19 protein-coding genes and 9 pseudogenes are annotated in these 17,205 nt (G+C 53.6%); 7 read left to right on the forward strand and 21 right to left on the reverse strand.

Annotation, left to right across the window (positions count from 1 at the left end; translation table 11 throughout):
• Both DFO52_RS23380 and DFO52_RS22735 read left to right on the forward strand, forming a co-directional pair.
• Positions 1–90 (forward strand): annotated as a pseudogene (locus tag DFO52_RS23380) (hypothetical protein); the annotation flags it as partial.
• 31 nt (positions 91–121) lie between these two features.
• Entirely contained in the window at positions 122–805 is a 684-nt protein-coding gene (locus DFO52_RS22735) for a cupin domain-containing protein (protein WP_133551245.1), read from the forward strand.
• A gap of 299 nt (positions 806–1,104) precedes the next feature.
• Here the strand turns inward: DFO52_RS22735 and DFO52_RS22745 are convergent, their stop codons facing one another.
• A complete protein-coding gene (locus DFO52_RS22745) occupies positions 1,105–2,343 on the reverse strand; it encodes an IS110 family transposase (protein WP_133551246.1) in 1,239 nt (412 codons plus the stop codon).
• A gap of 330 nt (positions 2,344–2,673) precedes the next feature.
• Here DFO52_RS22745 and DFO52_RS22750 point away from each other — a divergent pair, with 330 nt between their 5' ends.
• The 3 genes and pseudogenes from DFO52_RS22750 to DFO52_RS22760 form a co-directional block, all read left to right on the forward strand.
• Positions 2,674–2,961, forward strand: a complete 288-nt coding sequence (locus tag DFO52_RS22750; protein WP_133551257.1) for a DUF1778 domain-containing protein — start codon at positions 2,674–2,676, stop codon at positions 2,959–2,961.
• Positions 2,949–3,434, forward strand: a complete 486-nt coding sequence (locus tag DFO52_RS22755; RefSeq protein WP_133551247.1) for a GNAT family N-acetyltransferase — start codon at positions 2,949–2,951, stop codon at positions 3,432–3,434. The genes DFO52_RS22750 and DFO52_RS22755 overlap by 13 nt, the downstream gene beginning before the upstream one ends.
• Before the next feature lie 393 nt (positions 3,435–3,827).
• Positions 3,828–3,989, forward strand: a pseudogene (locus DFO52_RS22760) (ISNCY family transposase); the annotation flags it as partial.
• A 29-nt stretch (positions 3,990–4,018) separates the two neighbouring features.
• Here the strand turns inward: DFO52_RS22760 and DFO52_RS22765 are convergent.
• From DFO52_RS22765 to DFO52_RS23390, 20 genes and pseudogenes are all read right to left on the reverse strand, one after another.
• A pseudogene (locus tag DFO52_RS22765) lies at positions 4,019–4,600 on the reverse strand (DUF2913 family protein).
• A gap of 68 nt (positions 4,601–4,668) precedes the next feature.
• Positions 4,669–4,992: pseudogene (locus DFO52_RS22770) on the reverse strand (NIPSNAP family protein); the annotation flags it as partial.
• Between the two features lie 23 nt (positions 4,993–5,015).
• Entirely contained in the window at positions 5,016–5,210 is a 195-nt protein-coding gene (locus DFO52_RS22775) for a DUF2767 family protein (protein WP_208110486.1), read from the reverse strand.
• Positions 5,211–6,125: 915 nt separating this feature from the next.
• Entirely contained in the window at positions 6,126–6,986 is an 861-nt protein-coding gene (gene repA / locus DFO52_RS22780; RefSeq protein ID WP_133551248.1) for an incFII family plasmid replication initiator RepA, read from the reverse strand.
• A 313-nt stretch (positions 6,987–7,299) separates the two neighbouring features.
• A complete protein-coding gene (gene repA / locus DFO52_RS22790) occupies positions 7,300–7,539 on the reverse strand; it encodes a replication regulatory protein RepA (protein WP_133551249.1) in 240 nt (79 codons plus the stop codon).
• Between the two features lie 131 nt (positions 7,540–7,670).
• Positions 7,671–8,234 carry a phospholipase D family protein gene (locus tag DFO52_RS22795; RefSeq protein WP_133551250.1) on the reverse strand — a complete coding sequence of 188 codons (564 nt, stop codon included), beginning with the start codon at positions 8,232–8,234 and terminating at the stop codon, positions 7,671–7,673.
• 98 nt (positions 8,235–8,332) lie between these two features.
• Positions 8,333–8,641 carry a hypothetical protein gene (locus tag DFO52_RS22805; protein WP_133551251.1) on the reverse strand — a complete coding sequence of 103 codons (309 nt, stop codon included), beginning with the start codon at positions 8,639–8,641 and terminating at the stop codon, positions 8,333–8,335.
• Positions 8,638–9,123 carry a hypothetical protein gene (locus tag DFO52_RS22810; protein ID WP_243737958.1) on the reverse strand — a complete coding sequence of 162 codons (486 nt, stop codon included), beginning with the start codon at positions 9,121–9,123 and terminating at the stop codon, positions 8,638–8,640. Before DFO52_RS22810 ends, DFO52_RS22805 begins: the two co-directional genes overlap by 4 nt.
• Positions 9,124–9,461: 338 nt before the next feature.
• Entirely contained in the window at positions 9,462–10,193 is a 732-nt protein-coding gene (gene traX / locus DFO52_RS22815) for a type-F conjugative transfer system pilin acetylase TraX (RefSeq protein WP_133551252.1), read from the reverse strand.
• A pseudogene (locus DFO52_RS22820) lies at positions 10,193–10,735 on the reverse strand (conjugative transfer relaxase/helicase TraI domain-containing protein); the annotation flags it as partial. The pseudogene DFO52_RS22820 and the gene traX, both read right to left, overlap by 1 nt.
• Positions 10,732–10,953 (reverse strand): annotated as a pseudogene (locus DFO52_RS23450) (hypothetical protein); the annotation flags it as partial. The pseudogenes DFO52_RS22820 and DFO52_RS23450, both read right to left, overlap by 4 nt.
• 1 nt (position 10,954) lies before the next feature.
• Positions 10,955–11,359: pseudogene (locus DFO52_RS22830) on the reverse strand (SAM-dependent DNA methyltransferase); the annotation flags it as partial.
• A gap of 42 nt (positions 11,360–11,401) precedes the next feature.
• Complete coding sequence (locus tag DFO52_RS22835) at positions 11,402–11,665, reverse strand: hypothetical protein (RefSeq protein ID WP_133551259.1); 264 nt, start codon at positions 11,663–11,665, stop codon at positions 11,402–11,404.
• 86 nt (positions 11,666–11,751) lie between these two features.
• A complete protein-coding gene (locus tag DFO52_RS22840; RefSeq protein ID WP_133551253.1) occupies positions 11,752–12,096 on the reverse strand; it encodes a hypothetical protein in 345 nt (114 codons plus the stop codon).
• A 53-nt stretch (positions 12,097–12,149) separates the two neighbouring features.
• A complete protein-coding gene (locus tag DFO52_RS22845; RefSeq protein ID WP_133551254.1) occupies positions 12,150–12,557 on the reverse strand; it encodes an ammonia monooxygenase in 408 nt (135 codons plus the stop codon).
• Between the two features lie 20 nt (positions 12,558–12,577).
• Positions 12,578–12,787, reverse strand: a complete 210-nt coding sequence (locus tag DFO52_RS23200) for a hypothetical protein (RefSeq protein WP_208110488.1) — start codon at positions 12,785–12,787, stop codon at positions 12,578–12,580.
• A 1,085-nt stretch (positions 12,788–13,872) separates the two neighbouring features.
• Positions 13,873–13,998, reverse strand: a complete 126-nt coding sequence (locus tag DFO52_RS22855; RefSeq protein WP_223540704.1) for a type I toxin-antitoxin system Hok family toxin — start codon at positions 13,996–13,998, stop codon at positions 13,873–13,875.
• A pseudogene (locus DFO52_RS23385) lies at positions 13,940–14,089 on the reverse strand (DUF5431 family protein); the annotation flags it as partial. The gene DFO52_RS22855 and the pseudogene DFO52_RS23385, both read right to left, overlap by 59 nt.
• Before the next feature lie 153 nt (positions 14,090–14,242).
• Positions 14,243–14,551 carry a hypothetical protein gene (locus tag DFO52_RS22860; protein ID WP_133551255.1) on the reverse strand — a complete coding sequence of 103 codons (309 nt, stop codon included), beginning with the start codon at positions 14,549–14,551 and terminating at the stop codon, positions 14,243–14,245.
• A gap of 71 nt (positions 14,552–14,622) precedes the next feature.
• Positions 14,623–14,916, reverse strand: coding sequence for a hypothetical protein (locus DFO52_RS23390; protein WP_243737959.1), 294 nt, complete (start codon positions 14,914–14,916; stop codon positions 14,623–14,625).
• A gap of 16 nt (positions 14,917–14,932) precedes the next feature.
• Here DFO52_RS23390 and DFO52_RS22870 point away from each other — a divergent pair.
• Positions 14,933–15,217: pseudogene (locus DFO52_RS22870) on the forward strand (SOS response-associated peptidase family protein); the annotation flags it as partial.
• Positions 15,218–15,799: 582 nt separating this feature from the next.
• Complete coding sequence (ltrA, locus tag DFO52_RS22875) at positions 15,800–17,131, forward strand: group II intron reverse transcriptase/maturase (RefSeq protein ID WP_133551256.1); 1,332 nt, start codon at positions 15,800–15,802, stop codon at positions 17,129–17,131.
• Positions 17,132–17,205: the final 74 nt, after the last annotated feature.

Raw genomic sequence — 17,205 nt, forward strand, 5'->3', positions numbered from 1 at the left:
CGCCGGATGAACTTCGGCAACAGTTCCGAAAAGGTCTCCCGCCGCATCGCGCATATGGAAGCTGACCTGAACCGGTTGCAGAAAGAAAGCGATATGGGGATTAAGGCTTTAATCACTCACTATGATGTTACTGAATTCTGATTTTTCGCAGCGTGCGATCGTTACTCCGGACGATTATCAGTCGATACCTTCTCCCCTGCCCGGCGTTGAGCGCGTGATGCTTGACCGGATTGGTCGCGAGCAGGCCCGCGCAACCAGCCTTGTCAGGTATGCGCCAGGATCCGAATTTCCCGCACACAGCCATCCCGGCGGAGAGGAGATTCTGGTGCTCGAGGGGACTTTTACCGAAAACGGGGTCAACTATCCTGCCGGCTGGTATCTGCGCAGCCCGGACGGTTCTTCTCACCAACCCTCAAGTCGCGACGGCACAACCATTTTCGTCAAACTGCGCCAGATGTCTGCCGGTGAGCGCCAGCCGGTCAGGAGAAATACGCAGGAGGCAGCTAACTGGCACGGTCAGTCGCAAAGACAAGTCTGCCCTTTATTCTCCGGCACTTCAGAAACCTTGCTGCTTCAGAAGCTTGCCCCGGGTGAGCGGATCTTCTGTGCACCGCTTGTTGGCGGAGCAGAGATCCTTCTTCTGCAGGGGGAACTCCATGCGCCGGAAGGTTGCTATGGGGCAGGAAGCTGGCTGAGGTTTCCGCCGGGTGATATGCCTGCTCTTATAGCCACCGCCTCTGGCGCACTTTTTTATCTGAAAACGGGACATCTCAGCCCTACAACCCTGACCGGAGCGACATTATGAAGCAGAGCGCTGTTATCATTGGTGCGGGCATATCTTCCTCGCTTTGCCTTCCGCCCTGGCAGCTAAAATAGATTTCAGACCGGCGATGCCGGAACAGGTGCTGTCGAACTGGCGGAAAACTCAGACGTGGATGGCTCCCCATGCGAAATATGTCGCTGTATATAAAACAGACTTATTTCATGCACGACAGGTTTCCGGCAATGCAGGGAGGGGTTGAAACATAAGTATCCGGTTCGATAATACGTCTGCTATGGCTTCTGAAAGGTCCGCTTCACGCCCTGAGACATTCGACAAGCTTTCTACGGCATTAGTAAGGGTGATTTTCGCGCTTCCAGTGCCAGCAAATATTTCGCTTCGTCATAACGGGTTCTGGTCTTCCAGCAGCGGTAAATAATCCTTATCCATTTGAATGCCAGAGCCCAGATCGCTGATTGATGAGATTTTCCTTTTTCTCGCATCCCCTGATAATACAGCTTGGCCCAGTATAATGAGTTAACCGTTTTGGCAGCCCATTCGACAAAGGTTTGCCTGACGAACTTGGCACACTGCCATCGCCAGTGAACCCAGGATTTCTGGCCACTCCGTTCAGTCACCGGGGCAATACCTGCGTAGTTTTGAATTTCCTCAGCGCTGTTGAAGCGGTCGCGGTTATCACCCAGTGCGGCAAGCATACGTGGGCCCATACACGGCCCCATGCCCGGTAGTGATTTGAACAGCTCTGCATCCGGAAGCTTATCGAATAACGATTTGATTCGTTCGTCGTAGGTTCTGATAAGTTCACCTACAAGTTTGATTTGTGATGCAAGAACTGTTGCCATTAGCGCGTTCGCCTCGATGACACTTTTATCAGTGGTCAGGGGAATCGCGTTGGCAATGCTTGTAACCCGCTGTTCTGTATACGCAACAGCGGGACCACCTCTTGCGTTCATAAAATGACGGACGGTATTACTCCGGGCACGTTTGAGCTGTTGCAGGCTTGGCCAGCGAATTATGAGCTCACAGAACAATGAACTGTCCCGATGTGAGAACCATTCCAGGAGTTGAGGATAATACTGCTTAAGCGTGTTAATGAGCCGATTAACAAAGCGGCGTTTGTCTTCTACCAGCAGCCTACGCTGCTCGACTAGTTGTAGAAGTAAACGGATATCAGCATTGTCGGGTTCGATGGCTTTAATCTTTTGGGGATAGCGTAGCATCAGATATAACGCCAACTCGGCATCCTGAGGATCATCCTTCGCACCACTTGGCCAGAAGGTCTGCCGATAGCGGGCCAATGACAACGCGTGTACAGGAAAGACAGTAATAAAGGGGTACTTCTGGAGAGCATATACTACAGGGCCTTTCTTCAGTTCAAGGGCGATAGCGATCCTGCCTTTGACCTTCTGGTGCAACTCATTGAGCCAGGTATCAAGCGCTTCCGGCGTATGGTTAATCACATGGAATGTGCGCTCACCGTTTTTAAACTGAACGCAGACATCGTGCTTTTTATCCGCCCAATCCAGACCAACATGAGCAGCAAACTGATCTATAGCAGTCATCACCAACTCCTTTTAAACGGGGATTGGTATGCATTCCACGCCCTTCGAAAGAAATATAGTCAGCAGTTTATCTGCATGCCCTGAGTATTCGTTAGCGAACGTGGAGCACTTACTGACTCGAAAGCAAAGCGGCAATCATCAGATCACATGATTCTGGCACAATATTCGTAACCAGTAAGCGCATACCCTGAATCACTTAAAAGTGTAACCCTCAGGGTTCGAATGACTATATCTGGCACAAAGCGGGCATCAGTATTCAAAAAATGAAAAACGACGACTTAAAGTATAGCGTTTGCTATACGTGGTGGTTATGCTATGCTTGTAAAGCAAATGCTATACAAGAGGTGTCTCATGAAATCAGATGTTCAACTTAACCTTAGAGCTAAGGAATCGCAGCGGGCGCTCATTGATGCAGCTGCGGAAATCCTTCACAAGTCACGTACAGATTTCATTCTGGAAATGGCCTGTCAGGCTGCCGAGAATGTGATCCTCGACCGCCGTGTATTTAACTTTAACGATGAGCAATATGCGGAGTTTATCGATATGCTTGATGAACCCGTTACAGATGATCCCGTTATCGAGAAACTGCTGGCAAGGAAACCTCAGTGGGACGTGTAACAGCACCAGAACCTCTGTCCATTTATCATCAGGTTGCTGAGTTCGTCAGCGGTGAGACTGTGCTCGATGACTGGTTAAAGCAGAAAGGCCTCAAAAACCAGGCACTCGGAGCGACCCGAACGTTTGTGGTGTGTAAAAAAGACACAAAGCAAATTGCAGGCTTTTACTCACTGGCTACCGGGAGCGTCAACCATACAGAAGCGACAGGCAATCTTCGCCGTAACATGCCAGATCCCATTCCTGTCATTATACTAGCCCGTCTTGCAGTCGATCTCTCATTCCGCGGGAAAGGGCTTGGCGCTGATTTACTTCATGACGCAGTGCTTCGTTGCTATCGGGTTGCCGAGAATATTGGTGTACGTGCAATCATGGTTCATGCACTTACCGAAGAAGCCAAAAATTTCTACATTCACCATGGTTTAAAACCATCGCAAACTCAGCAGCGAAGATTGCTCCTTAAGCTCCCTCAATAGAACGCAAAGACTGTTACGTTAGCGATAATTTGATAGTGCGTCTAAGGTTAAATCAATAGAAATCGGCGTGATGTAATTAAGCAATGGAATGGATAATCCGCTTGCGGAAAATGTTATTTAGGTATGGCCGGAAACAAAAAAGAGCCTATCTATTAAATGGACTCGTTCTCTGATGCCTCGGTTAATCTGTCCAACTTTTTGGGGGCAGTACATTTCCGGGAGGGGAGATACTCTCGGCTAAATAAAAAAGGCCCCTGTAAAAGGGGCCACCCGTAACACAATATTTTTAATTGTATTTCAGAAAAGAAGCCATCATCACATGATGAAGCATCCGTGCATATAATTACCATGGGAAAAGTATGTATTTAAGGCTAAAAAATCCGAAAAGCTGAACAGCCTGGCGAACAGCGCGGCATCCAAAAAGGCCGCACCGAAGGTGAGCGTGAAGCGCCCCTGAAAATTGCCCGCACGATGCTGCAGAGTGGCATTGACCGCAATACCGTGATGGCCATGACCGGTCTGTCTGAAGAAGATCTTCAGCGCATCACCCGCTGACATAACCGGGTTGACCAGTTCTTTACTGTTCAGCCAGCGCTGATGGTCACCAGCTGCCAGTGATCGTCGTTGCTGACGGCCTCCCAGCCACAGGTTTTCAGCAGCGCATTCAGCCCCTCAGCGCGCCCGCCAATTCTGGCCGGAACCGGCATAACCTGCTTCCCGTCATCATTAAAACCGATATCAAGCGCGCTTTTCAGCAGAAAGATGCTGTTTACCGACGCCGGCGGCTGAATCTGACGCCGGCCACTCCACTAACTGTCGCTGAGGACGTGATACACCCAGTCGTACTGCTTCGCCAGCTCGAGGGCGTATGTCAGGCGAAAGAGATCGTTCTGCTCAGACAGTTCAACCGTACAGCTGCGCCAGAGATAATCAAGCTTATGCCATAACCTTGCCCGAACGCCAAGTCTTCGCCCCTGCTCCAGTATCCACTCAATATCGGTGGCCACGTCACGAGAAAAGCGCCGCTGCTTTTTCGCCTGCGCAAACCAGCGGCTGATAAACAGGTTTTCCTGCGACTCTGACAGCACCAGTCCGTCTTCCCGCGCAGTGTGCAGGGCAACAAGCGCGCACCATGCCAGATGGCCCGTTTTTTCCATACTTCTTATCAATATTCTCCCGCCGGCAGCAGAGTGTTGTTTCCTTTCAGACCAGAGGGAGACAGGTTATGTTTGCCGCGAAGCTTTTCCACCCTTTCCGCAGGCAGCCTTATCACCGTTTTAATGCCGCTGTCGATACAACGAATAATGTCTTCACGCGGCCCGCTGCGCCAGTCATCGCCTGCATAAAAAGCATCGAGCACAGCAGACATACTTGCCGGGCAGTCAAAAGCGCGCACCAGAATGTAGTAATCCGGGTCATGCAGGGACTGAGCAGACCAGACAACATCAATGCCGTGGCGCTGATGCAGGGGAAGGCTGATGTCCCGCATGATTCGGTGAAAACCGTCACCGCTGCCGCTGTGTAAGGTGTACTGCAGTATTTCGACCGTTCGTGACATTCTGGTGTCTTCCCCTGACGTTATCAGTTTCCCTGCCCCGGCAGGAAGTGCGCCTGTTCCGGCTCCCGTTTTCCTGTTTCCGCCATCTCACTGCGCAGCACGGCGACAATATTTTCGCGACGCGGATCATGGCCGGCTTCGGCCAGCGCAAAAACGATGCTGCCCACCACCTGGCACATCTCTTCATGCCGGCGCATGAAGGCGTCTGAATACTCCATTCTGCTCTTCCTTAAACGATACCCGGGTTCAGGTGTGATTATGCCGTGAAACGGCATGGAGGCGCTTGCGCCGGAGGCCACCGCAGCGAAGCGAGGACGAAAAAAGCATTACGGCTTTAGCCGTAATAACCCCCGCCCTGCCAGACCTAAAACATCCCAGCCTGAAACAACGCAGAAGCTTTTGTGCGCCGTCGGAGTGGTCACGACAAGGCGAAGCCGCAGTCGGGGCGTATCTCCGCGTTAGCGGGCCGTGAGGGCCGCTTACGGGCGTGTACACCACACCGATCAGCAACACTTCTCACAGCAACGGAGAACTCTAGTTACAACATCCATCACTAAAAGCGATGTCATCCCCGGCCTGCGGCCGGGGGCGTCGGCGTTTTTCAGGGGTCGGACCCGGCTCTGGTGGTGCAGCTGTGCACGTTCTGCCGCTCTCATTTTTTTTGTATGTTGTAACTATTGGCATCAGTGATGCCCGACGCGTAGCGGAGGGTGCTACTTATCTTTTTTTCCGAACCCGCGCGGGCGTGAGCCCGCTGCAAGGGCGGTCATTTATTCAGCCTGTCCACAGGGCAGGCGATGAACAGGTTATTTATTTATAAGAAGTAATCTTATTTATTTAAAAGAAGTACACAGCAGGTTTTTAAAGGAAATCATGCACTTTGAAATTACATCGGCTGGCGCTCTGTAAGCTGTCCGGTTGTAACCTTACGGAAAGGTCCCTTGCAGTTAAATGTAGATAAGTGTATTCCAGCGACCGCAGCGGGCTTCATCGGTCAGATTTCAGACCGTTTTGATTACAGTATGACGGGGATACTGATGCAGCGGCCGACATTTGCGCTCAGAAAACGAGCACCGGCGTACTGCAGACGTGCGAAATCCTCCGGCGTAAGCCGGATTTTTCGTGAAGGAGGGTTATATGGGAACTGTGGCCAGCCGCGTGTAGTTGTTGCCGCGCGACATCAGCATGCGCTCTTTCACGCGCCGTTCAAGCTCGCGCTTCATCGCGTCCAGACCGCCGGTAAAGCGGCCGCTGGCGTACTCGCGCGTCAGCTGCTGTTTCACCAGCGTCACAATGTCCTGACGCGTTCTGCCCGCGTCACGCCGCGCCCGCGCGCGCTTCAGACCGTGCGACTTGCGCTCGGTCTGGTAAACGCGGAAACGTTCGCGCACAAAACGCCAGGCCTTCGCGATGAGCTCGTCCATCTCCAGCGGCTGGAGGTGCTGTTTTTTGCGCTGCTGGTTTTCCCATTCCACGCGGCTGCGGCGCGCGGCCACCACGGCCACGTCAGAGACGTCGAGCGCAGAGAACAGCGCCGGCGTGAAGGTGATATCGGTCGGGATATTGCACCCAATCTGCGGGTCATATTCGGTCTGATAGGTAATCAGCCCCAGCTCCGCCATAAACTTCAGCGCCCGCGTGGCGCGGGTGATGGAGAGGTTCCCACTCTTTGACTCCGTCGCCAGCCCGCACTCGATGGCCAGATTGGTGATGGAGCGCTGGACGCGGTTGGCCAGCGGGTCATAGTGGAAGCACAGCCCCTGCAGCAGCGCATCGATGGCACGACGGCGCAGCACCGGCGGCATGCGGTGACGCTTACCCAGCGATCGCACAAAGGCCACGTGGACGGAAAAATCAAAACGGGACGTGAAGCCTTCGGCTTTCGCCATCAGCTTACGACAGAACGGCAGCGTCTTCTTTCCTTCACGCGGCGTGAATGCCGGATGCGGGTTTCTGACCTGACGGTAATGTGAGAACAGGGACTGTTCAGCCACACCTTCCTGCGCTTATGTTGCACGGAAGGAGCACTGAGCACAGAAGGTATTGCAGTTTTCTGAGCATAAAACTATACTCCCTGCATAGAGCAACAGCTTCTATACAGTTTAAGTAGGCCCCGTTAATCTTCTTCCCGTCGCCAAACTAGATGAAGATTATCGGGGTTTTTGCTTTTCTGGTCCCGGGTAGACACCTCAACAGAACCAGTTCCCTGCCACCTTACGGCGTGGCCAGCCATCAAAATTCGTTAAACGATCAGTAATCTAGCACTACGTGCCCACTCAAGCAAGAATGTCAGCCCATAACGCCAGTTTAACTGGCTTTGTCGATTAAACGGCTAAACAGTTCTGCCTGACTCAGACCGCTTTCTGCACACATTTCCTGAAATTTGCTCTTGAGCTCTTTAGGCACAAGGATCTTAATTTCTTTGTGTGTTTCACGTTTCCGCGCAACAAAACTTTGTTGTCGCTCAGAAGCACTCAGCGGATGGCCTTTGCGGTACTGACGCTTTTCTTTCGATGAGGAAGTCACTGCATTTTCAGCCTGCGACATCTCTGCCCCCTCAAGGATCAAACAAGGATCGTTTCGCAGAGGATACTACAGATTCCGCAAATCAGCGACTTACTTTATGAACGTAACCCGTGTTGGCGCACGGTTTACGTTTAACGATCGTTTCTTTGGGGTCAGTACGTCTGTTTCCAGTCTGCTCCCTGTGCCCATCGGGATGCCCAGTGCTTCAGGTAGCTGCTTGCCACAACTGGGTCATCCCACACCACAAGTACGTTCTCCGAATTCGAACGGTCTGCAGCCCGGCTGAAGTTAAATGAGCCGACCTGGGTGTTGCGGCCATCTGCGACGATCACTTTCTCATGGAGAATTTTGTAAGTACTGACTGTACGAACCGGAATGCCGGCACCAGCCAGAAGGTTCATCGCTGCTTTGCTGGCGTTGTTGTTCTTTCCGGCATTTAATTTCCAGTCCAGCACCACTTTCACATCCACTCCCCGACGTTTTGCCTGTACAAGCGCGCGAACCACCTCCGGAGAGGTAAAGGAATAGCCCATCAGGCGAATTTCCTGCTGTGAAGTCCCAATTGTCTTAAGAACCAGCTGAAGAGCCGTACCTTCCGGAGAAAAACCTGTCTCAATGGTGGCGGCGTAAGTGATGGGAACTGGAGAACACATTGCCAGACCAAGCACGCCGGGCAGAAGCCATCGGCGCACACGTATTTTTTGCGTTATTTGCATGGTATTTCCTTCACTGGATTTACTCAGAAACGCCGGAATCGGGGGAAACTTGCTTTTCCCCGATTGCCGGGGTTGGACAACGACGCCATGCGGAGGCGTCAGGCCGTTGTTGTATTGCGGAACCAGTAGCAGGCAGGCCCGTAGCTAGTATCATGAACAGACCCCAGGAACCAGCCGTCGTCGTCCGGCGGTTCGGGTATCCAGCCCCGTGCGTCCGGCGTTTCATCGGTGAATCCGGCTGCAAACGCTTCAGGCGCTTCATCACGCATGGTCATCACAAAGCACTGCAGCCCGTGACTTCTCAGCCAGTAGCCAAGTTCTGCCGGGGTTTCACAACCGCTGCGGATCAGTGCAGGATGCGTCCAGTATCCATGTTCATCACGTTCTGCATCGACGGGAACAATCATTTTCCGCCCTCCCTGAGTTCAGCATGCTCATCCGTCGCATCCGTCCCGGAAAAGGACGTATCGTCATCACATTGCTGATACGCCGCCACTTTCGCCAGAAATGCCTCACGAAAGCAGTTCAACGGAAGCCGGTCCATCGCAATGTCGCACATCACACATGCCAGGCCGGTAATGATATACATTGACGCCAGTCCGCCCGACGTCCACCTGACAATGCTTTCTGGCGGGCACGTCCTGAGTTTTTCAACGATTTTCACACCCGTTTCAGGCTCCAGCCAGGACAGGAGGAAGGCTGTCATCAGTAACGTCGCGGGCAAATACCGAAAACTCAGCGTCAGATAACGGCTGATACCGCGCCACCATTCCTGCCGCTGTCTACGGATAACGTCATCATCGAGCAGCACCTCACGGACCAGACGGGCCTTCTCGTGAAGTTTCATTCTGGCCACAATGACGGACTTACCGTTACGAACAGCGATCATACGTGAGTCAGCAAGCAGGCAGACACGGTCATTATCCCGCGTATAGAGCGCAAGCCCCCCCCCACGTCAGCACCATCAGCGTCATGAACCAGACAAAAAAACACGGAACGGACCAGGTACCAGGTGGCGAGAACACCGTAGTCAGCAATATCGCCACCGGCATGCTGTATGAGACACAAAGCATCTGCTGAGCCGCACGAAGGCGTAAATAGCGGAAGAAAGTCATGATTTTCCTCCTTCCACCCACTCCGGATAGCCTGTGATAATCGCAGATACAGCGATTCGCTTATTTTTCATGTTATGTCCTTTTGATTGATTGAAGTAACAGCAAAGACAGATCAGAGAACACTGACCAGAAAGCCAATACACAGCAGATGAAGGGCATACGCTGACGCAAACCACCGTCCGGCCTGCATGCGTCGTCCGGAAGCCGGCACCACCCCGTGCATGCAGAACAGCACGGCCAGCGTCAGCATCACGCCAGAGAGCATCATCGCGTCACCGTGTCGGGCATTAAGCAGGGCGACCAGCAGCAGCCAGATGGCAAACATAGCGGGTCGCAGTGAGTCCCGGACCTGCCAGATAAGCAGTGCGCCGGCGAGCATCAGCAGACCGGATATACCGTAACTGGCAGAACTGAACGGCAGATACCCCACCAGGGCCGTGAACGCCGCAACGCCATTAAGCACGGTCGCCGACTGCAGGAAGCGGGCCACCTGCATAACAACGGCGAAGGTGAACAGGATATTCAGCTGCCACCACATGAGTCCGGCGTCCCTGAATGCCAGCCAGTAGCCGGGCTGCGCCAGCAGCGCCATCAGCCAAAGACGGTTCAGGGACGACTGACGCAGGGCGTGTCCGGCCAGATTGCAGCCGCTTACCAGAGCAAACAGCGGAAAGGCGCAGCGTCCCGCCATATTCAGCAGGGGGACGTCAGCCTGAAACGCCGTGGCCAGATGGTCCAGCACCATCGCCACAAAGGCCACCATCCGGATAACATCGCGCTGCAGCGGAGACAGCATCAGCAGTGAGATGCGTGATGGTTTGGATACCGGTAACGAGACTCGCATCAGTCCCCCCCCAGCGTTTTTTCCAGCTCAATGACTTTCTCCGGCGGGTTAATAACCCACTCCCGATCCTTCCGCAGTAACTGCTCACGGACCTGCTGGAGCGTACCGCGCTCGCCTGTCGCCACTTCCCGAACGGCCTCGTCCACCTCCCGGCTGTCACGTTCAGCGCCATCCCGCATCCGCAGCTCGTCACGTTCTGACAGCAGCGGCTCCCGCTTATCACCGTCAGCGACGGGTATCTCCGGCAGCGCAACGGCGGTACCTTTTTCCGCGAGCTCACGCGCGGCCTTATCCCGGGCTTCCTCCAGTTTCTGCTGTTCGTCGGGCAGCTGGCCGAGTGGGTCTTCGGATTTTCCTGCCGCTTCGGCTGCGGTGCGTACCGCCTGTGCCGTTTCTTCCGGCACGGTGATACGCCCCCCGGTCAGCCGGGCAGCATTGAGCAACCGTTCTTCGCCGTGCAGGCGTATCACCACCCCGCTTTCCGGGTTCTCCTGTGCCAGGCGCAGCGCCGTCTGTGCATCATCAGCAATGAGTGTCTGTCCTTCCATTCTTTTGCCTGTTTAGCCACGCCGGGAAACAGGGTTGCATAGGGAGAGTTCGCTTTTTTGTCCCTGTCTAGATACTTACGCGTGGCCTCTCCCTGCGTCGCCACCTGGTCTTCGGCCTCCATCACCATTGTGATGACAAACGGGCTGGCGATGGTCAGGTCGGGGCTGAGCAGATTAGACAGGTTATCGCCCCCCATCCACAGCATGAATATAGTCGCCCAGCTCAAGTTCCATGAAGATCGCGCCGAGAAAGTCGTGAAATTTCGCCTCCAGCGCGCAGACCATCAGGCAGAAAAGCGTATGCAGATTGCTGATATCGCTCTCGCCATACTTCGAACAGATTTCACGGCTATGCTCAATGTTCTCCGGCGTTCTTATTCGCGCCATATCCAGCTCGCTGGCGGCCAGAGTGATGAAGTCGCTGAACACCTCCCAGCGGCGCAAATTTCGGGCGGTGTCCATGAACACGCTGACAAACTGGCGTCGGGCTTCATCAGTGGTCATCATCCGGTGCGGTATCGTCGGCGCGTTCACGGCAGGTAATACGGGTTTAGCGGTTGTTAAGGGTGCAGCTTCTTTCGCCAGGTCAAAGAAACTGGCAAAACTGAGTTGAGACATATTTCCTCCTTAAATGCCGCCCCGTAAGGAGCGGCTCAGTTATCAGTTAAATGCCCGCTTCAGTTCGAGCGTGCGTAACACCTGCCCCAACTCACTCCCGCGCATGGCAGGAATACGCACAGAGCGGCCCTTCTTCCGGCAGTGTGCAATGTGACGACCCAGCGCCCGCATTTCGGCGCTGATGTCGTCACGGTCGATATCACTGCGTTTAATACGCACCTGTTTTTTTACGGGTGCGTTTTCCGCCTCAAGCATCTGGACATACAGGGCGGTCGGTGTAACAATTGAAACTTCACTGAATTGCATTGGTTTGTTCCTTTTGGTGAAGGCCGGATTCGGTGCGTCGAAAACAAAGAATCCGGCGGGATATGGCAGACGAAAGTCTGCCTTTTTCATTTCTGGCGCTGCATTTCCTCCTTAACGCGTGCCAGGATCTCCGCGTGGTCAAGGTTGCTGTAGTCGCGCATCCGGTAATAACGGATACCGATCCGCGCGTAGATTTCGGTCACGTTGCCGCAGACCATCTCCGCCAGCATGAAGGTTTCACACTCGCCGTTCTCACTGCTGCGCCAGTTCATCGGGTACATCAGCCCCAGCGCATCATGGAAGGCGTGCACGTCGATTTCAGCGGGTTCTTTCACCGCCGCCTTTTCACGGCTCCGCCAGTACGCCCGCTCGGCTTCAGCGGTGGCCTGCATTCCCAACAGGGCGGAAGATTCGGTCAGGTTTAAATGCATGGTGTTCTCCTTCTCTGGTTGATGGCGACATGCCCTGCCGCCGTGGGTTATGCTTATGGACGGGCTTCCAGGCGCAACATGGCCTGAGCAAAATTAATGTTGTTACAAAGGTCTTTACGCGCGATGTCCCACGCCTCACGCCCGATTACACCGTATAAGCGGATGGCGTGATCCTGAGCCTGCAACCACGGCTGCACGACATCAAACGACACCAGAGGATATGAGCGTTCCCAGCACAGCACCCCTTCCCTGTGAACGTTGTCGCTCATCAGGCCGAGAAGACGCAGGATTTCCTCAGCTTCATCTTTCTGGCTCAGATGGAGATTCCACACGCCGCAAAGCTCGATCAGGTATGACTTTTGCTCTGCGATAACACAGGCCAGACGCGCTTTCGGGTCTGAACCCCATCTTTCTGAAGATTCTTTGTTGCCGGTTTTGACGTTGACGTTCTGTGTGTTCATTCGTCTTCTCCCCTGTTCACTTAAGATTTCTGAAAAATTGCAGACATCGCGCCACGGATGAAATACAGACAGGCATCTGTGCGAGTGAACTTATTGCCGTAATGCGCATGAGCCTCCTGCGCACAGGCCACGTTGTAGTGCCCACGGTCGATGATCCGTGCCATTTTTTTCACCCATCTTCCGGTAGATTCTTGAGCGGCGGTTTTGACGTTGACGTTTCGTGTGTGCATCCTGGTTTTCTCCTGTGGTGATGGTTGTCCATCTCCCTGGTGAGTTCTCTCGCGGCAAAGGGCAAAGGAGCAACGGCGGGGCGGCAGGAGAAGGGCGGAGACAAAAGTTTTTGCGGACCTTTGCAAAAAGTTTTGGCGGAGTGCATTTCACCCTTCGGATGACGACCCGACGGTGCTACAAGCAGCCCTCCGCGTGAGGACGCACGGGGGATGGCCTCACAGGGGGAACAGGATGCACACACCCGACACGTCGGAACGGCGTGGCGCCATTAAAGCGACGGCATCAGCCGGCGCGGTGAAGGCGTTCCGGACGGCACGGCCGGAGAAGCCGAAGCCTTTGACCTTAGCCATCAGACCCTAGCCGTATGGCACGAACCCCGAAGGGGTTCGGCGGAGCCCGGCGGGTGCGTCAGCGGCCGCCCTGGCGGAGTGGGGCTCGACGACCGGCCAGCGCTGCTGTCCGGGAGCCGAAGGGGGCCGTGCGACAGGAAGTCGTTTAACATATTGTTTTACTTTGATAAAACCAGCTATTCCATTAGCTGTAGCCTACCGGAACAGGCGTTGCTGGCAACGGCGGGGTCTGAAGCTTTCGGGACAACGAGATCGGGCGTCAGCCCGGGGAAACCTGCACGTACCGTTCTCAGGGGGCGGCGGCGCAGTAATGCGCTGCTGCTACCCGACCTCGCCCTGCCCTGTTTTCGGGTTATGGCCATAACTGAGCTGCAGCTGGAAAAGTTAACCAGCAGGACGCCGGATATGGCGCCCGGGATGAAGAACACAGGGAAAACAATGCTGAAGCCAGGTACAGGCAGGTAACTCATGGCGCTCGGACTTCAGCAAAATCAGGCAGGAAAGGCCGGAGTGTGGACAAGGCAGAGGGAGCAGAGGGGCAGCGCCGGAGGCGCGTCCCCCTTCCCCCGTTCCCCGCAGGGGAACAGCCCTTCCCGGAAGTTCAGGCGTGCGGTCGCGCCAGGAAAGAAAAAGGGGCTACCATCTAACCGGTAACCCCTTCATAAAGGCGCTTCAGGCATGTCAGAGCAACTCAGCACCTGAAAAGGCGGGGGGTTCCCCCGCCTCCAGGTAGCTTACTTACCGGATTCGTAGGCCATAAAAGCCGCCACCTCCCTGTTCGTGTCCCTGTACCGGATTTCGCAGAGCGATTTTCGGGTCAGGTAAGTGAATATCAGCAGTGTGAGACACACTATCAACACGCACCAGAGCAGGGTACTTCGCGGCAGTTTCATAGCTGACTTCTCCTTGCCTTTCGGCAGGTAAGCGGCTAATCTGATGTTGTTCAGGCATACAGACTAAGCCTCGTGGTTAATGAGAATTAACTTCGGGGCTTTCTGCTTTCTGCCGCACAACAAGGAAACAAACCACCTTCACGTCATGAGGCAAAAAGCCTCAAGCGCCACGTCGATTATACCGGGCAGATGCTCTTTCTGACCAGGAATATCATCGAGCTATGAGCCAGCCAACGGCACGAATAAGCAGGCAAAACATGTAAAAAATGACCGTCGCAGTAAACATCCCGATGAGTATCGCCTGAGACACTTCCGGAGCACCTGACCACATACCGTCACTCCTGAACACCAGGAATGAAAATAACGCACCGAGTCCGGCAAGAGACAAAAACTGAAGGATATATGCCCGCTTCCGGGTCATAACAACACTGATGATGAGATATCCATATCCTGCGCTAATCACAGCCATTAAAACAAACATTCGCAAAAAATGAGTAAAGGCATACTGAGCTTCTGTCATAACTGGTTTCCATTCCGGGTAAGTTGCACTGATACATACACAGATTTTAATCCGCGTATTATATAACCGATTTACGCTGGTGATATTTCACGAAAGTACGCAGGCCGTGCCGTCAGTTCCCGCTCAATGAGTTCATCAGCAAACAGTGGCGCAATCCGGTTAACACGGCGCTCCAGATTCCGCCGACGGGCAGCCGCTTTTCTTTCATCACTCCAGCGTCTTATCTGCCTTTCATCCAGAAAATCTACGCACACAGTATATCCTGCTCCGGCCACCCACAGCGACATCACGGACTCAGGAGCGGGCTTTCCTGCCTCCACGCTCTGGTTCAACGGGACAGGCACAGGGACGCTTACACAATACAACTCCCGCGAGGAGTACCTGCCCTTTCTCGGAGAAGAAGCTGAACGGGATATTCCGTATGATCCGGAGCCCGTCGGCCGCTACAACGTCGCGCCCGGAACCCGGGTATTGCTGCTGAGTGAACGCCACTCGCAGCTGCAGCTTGATCCTGTTCACTGGGGTTATGCCCCGGAGTGGTGGAACAAGCCTGCGCTCATCAACGCAAGAAGTGAAACTGCGGCCGACAGCCGGATGTTCAGGCCACTCTGGGAGCACGGACGGGCCATTGTTTTTGCCGACGGCTGGTTCGAATGGGTGCGACGTGAAGTCGCATAAGTGATTGTTAGGAATGCAATTTATTACCTAACCTGCCGTCCCATCGGCAGTACCCTACGAGGTAGGGCGGACTGGTAACGGGCCGTCTAAAAGCCCTCGGACAATGTAGCCTTCGCCGCTAGGCGAGTGCCGGAATCGCGAGAGGATGGCATGCCTGCCAGCATCAACGCGGGCCGGAGCTAGGGTGAGTGGCATGGTTAGCATATGCGAACCTCGTTTACTATCGTCAACCAAGAAGGATCCAAAGATGCTGACAGGATCTGAATACGGTCGGTGCGGGTGCTCCATTCTCACCCGCCATGGGCATAATGACCGTCGGTAGCGCAAGAGGAACCTAAACCACTCGTGTCATTTATGTGGAACACGGTAAGCCCAAATAGCTCCTTAATAAGGAAGCAACTCCGTAAGGGGAAGTGATGGCTATGTGGGTATAGGATCGGGGAAAAAGCGAATGTCTGTTTGTAATGAACAGGATACGGGTTGCAATATCATCCGGCGTGAAAACGAGCAGACTTCCCCGTGGTCTTACGTCACGAGAAAACCTGATTAACGACGAACGAGGAAAAGCAGATGATGGCGAAAGCTGGTGCAGCCTCGGGCATAGGCCACCAATGGGATGCCCTTGAGTGGCATTCGATTGAGGCAAATGTCAGTCGGCTACAGGCACGTATCGTGAAGGCAGTTCAGGAAAATAGATGGAATAAGGTTCGTGTTTTAAGCTACTTGCTGACGCGTTCTATGAGCGGTAAATTTCTGGCAGCCCGCAGAGTGACCAGTAATAAGGGCAGAAGCACTCCCGGTGTGGACGGCATTATCTGGGACTCTTCGGCTAAAAGATTTGCAGGGGCCCAGTCTCTTAAATCCAGAGGCTACTCACCCTCCCCGCTCAGAAGAATATACATTCCAAAAGCTAACGGGAAGCAACGTCCGCTGGGGATACCTACGATGAAGGATCGAGCCATGCAGGCGCTATTTCTGCTGGCATTGGACCCTATCGCGGAAACCACAGCAGATGGCGGCTCGTATGGATTCAGGGGCATGCGCCGGTGCGCCGACGCGATTGAAAGGTGTTTCGCCAATCTGTCGCGAAAAACCAGTCCGGAATGGGTCCTTGAAGGCGATATTAAAGGATGTTTCGACAATATCGACCACCAGTGGTTAATCGACCACGTCCCCATGAACAGAACTGTTCTGAGGAAATGGTTAAAGTCCGGCTTTATGGAAAAACAGGTTTATCACTCAACAACCGCAGGCACTCCGCAAGGAGGGATCATCTCACCTGCGCTGGCGAACCTTGCTCTTGATGGCCTTGAATCAGCGCTGAGGAAGCAATTTCCACTGAAAGGTAAAGGTCAGGGGGCGGGTAAAGCAGCAAAAGTGCATCTGATCCGGTATGCCGATGACTTCATTATCACAGGTAATAGCCGGGAGATAATTACAGACATTATACCTCTCGTCGAAGCATTCCTTGCTGAGCGTGGACTTGAGCTTTCTAAAGAAAAGACCAGGGTTACCCATGTCTCTGAAGGTTTCGATTTTCTTGGGCAAAATATCAGACGTTATCCTAACGGAAAACTTCTAATAAAACCGTCAAAGAAAAGCATAAGCACGCTGATAGCGAAGCTAAAAGCGATCGTTAAACGAATGATAGCTCAACCTGCTGCGTCACTAATCGCGCGGCTAAATCCCGCGATTAGAGGATGGGCAAACTACCACCGCCATGTTGTTTCGAAGCAGGTTTTTACTTATGTAGATCACCTAATCTTCGAGATTATCTGGAGATGGGCTAAGTCCAGACATCCTCACAAGGGGCTCAGGTGGATTAAAAAGAAATACTTTACGCAGGTGAGATCGCGGGACTGGATATTCAGCGGTCTTTATTGTCAACGCCAAGATTTATGACCGTTTTTCGCCATTTTTAATGTCCGCTGTTTGATCACTTCTGTTGTCCGCTTTCCGCCATTTCATCATCACTG

Origin of the sequence: Enterobacter sp. AG326, from assembly GCF_004362415.1 — a bacterium.
Classification (GTDB): domain Bacteria; phylum Pseudomonadota; class Gammaproteobacteria; order Enterobacterales; family Enterobacteriaceae; genus Enterobacter; species Enterobacter asburiae.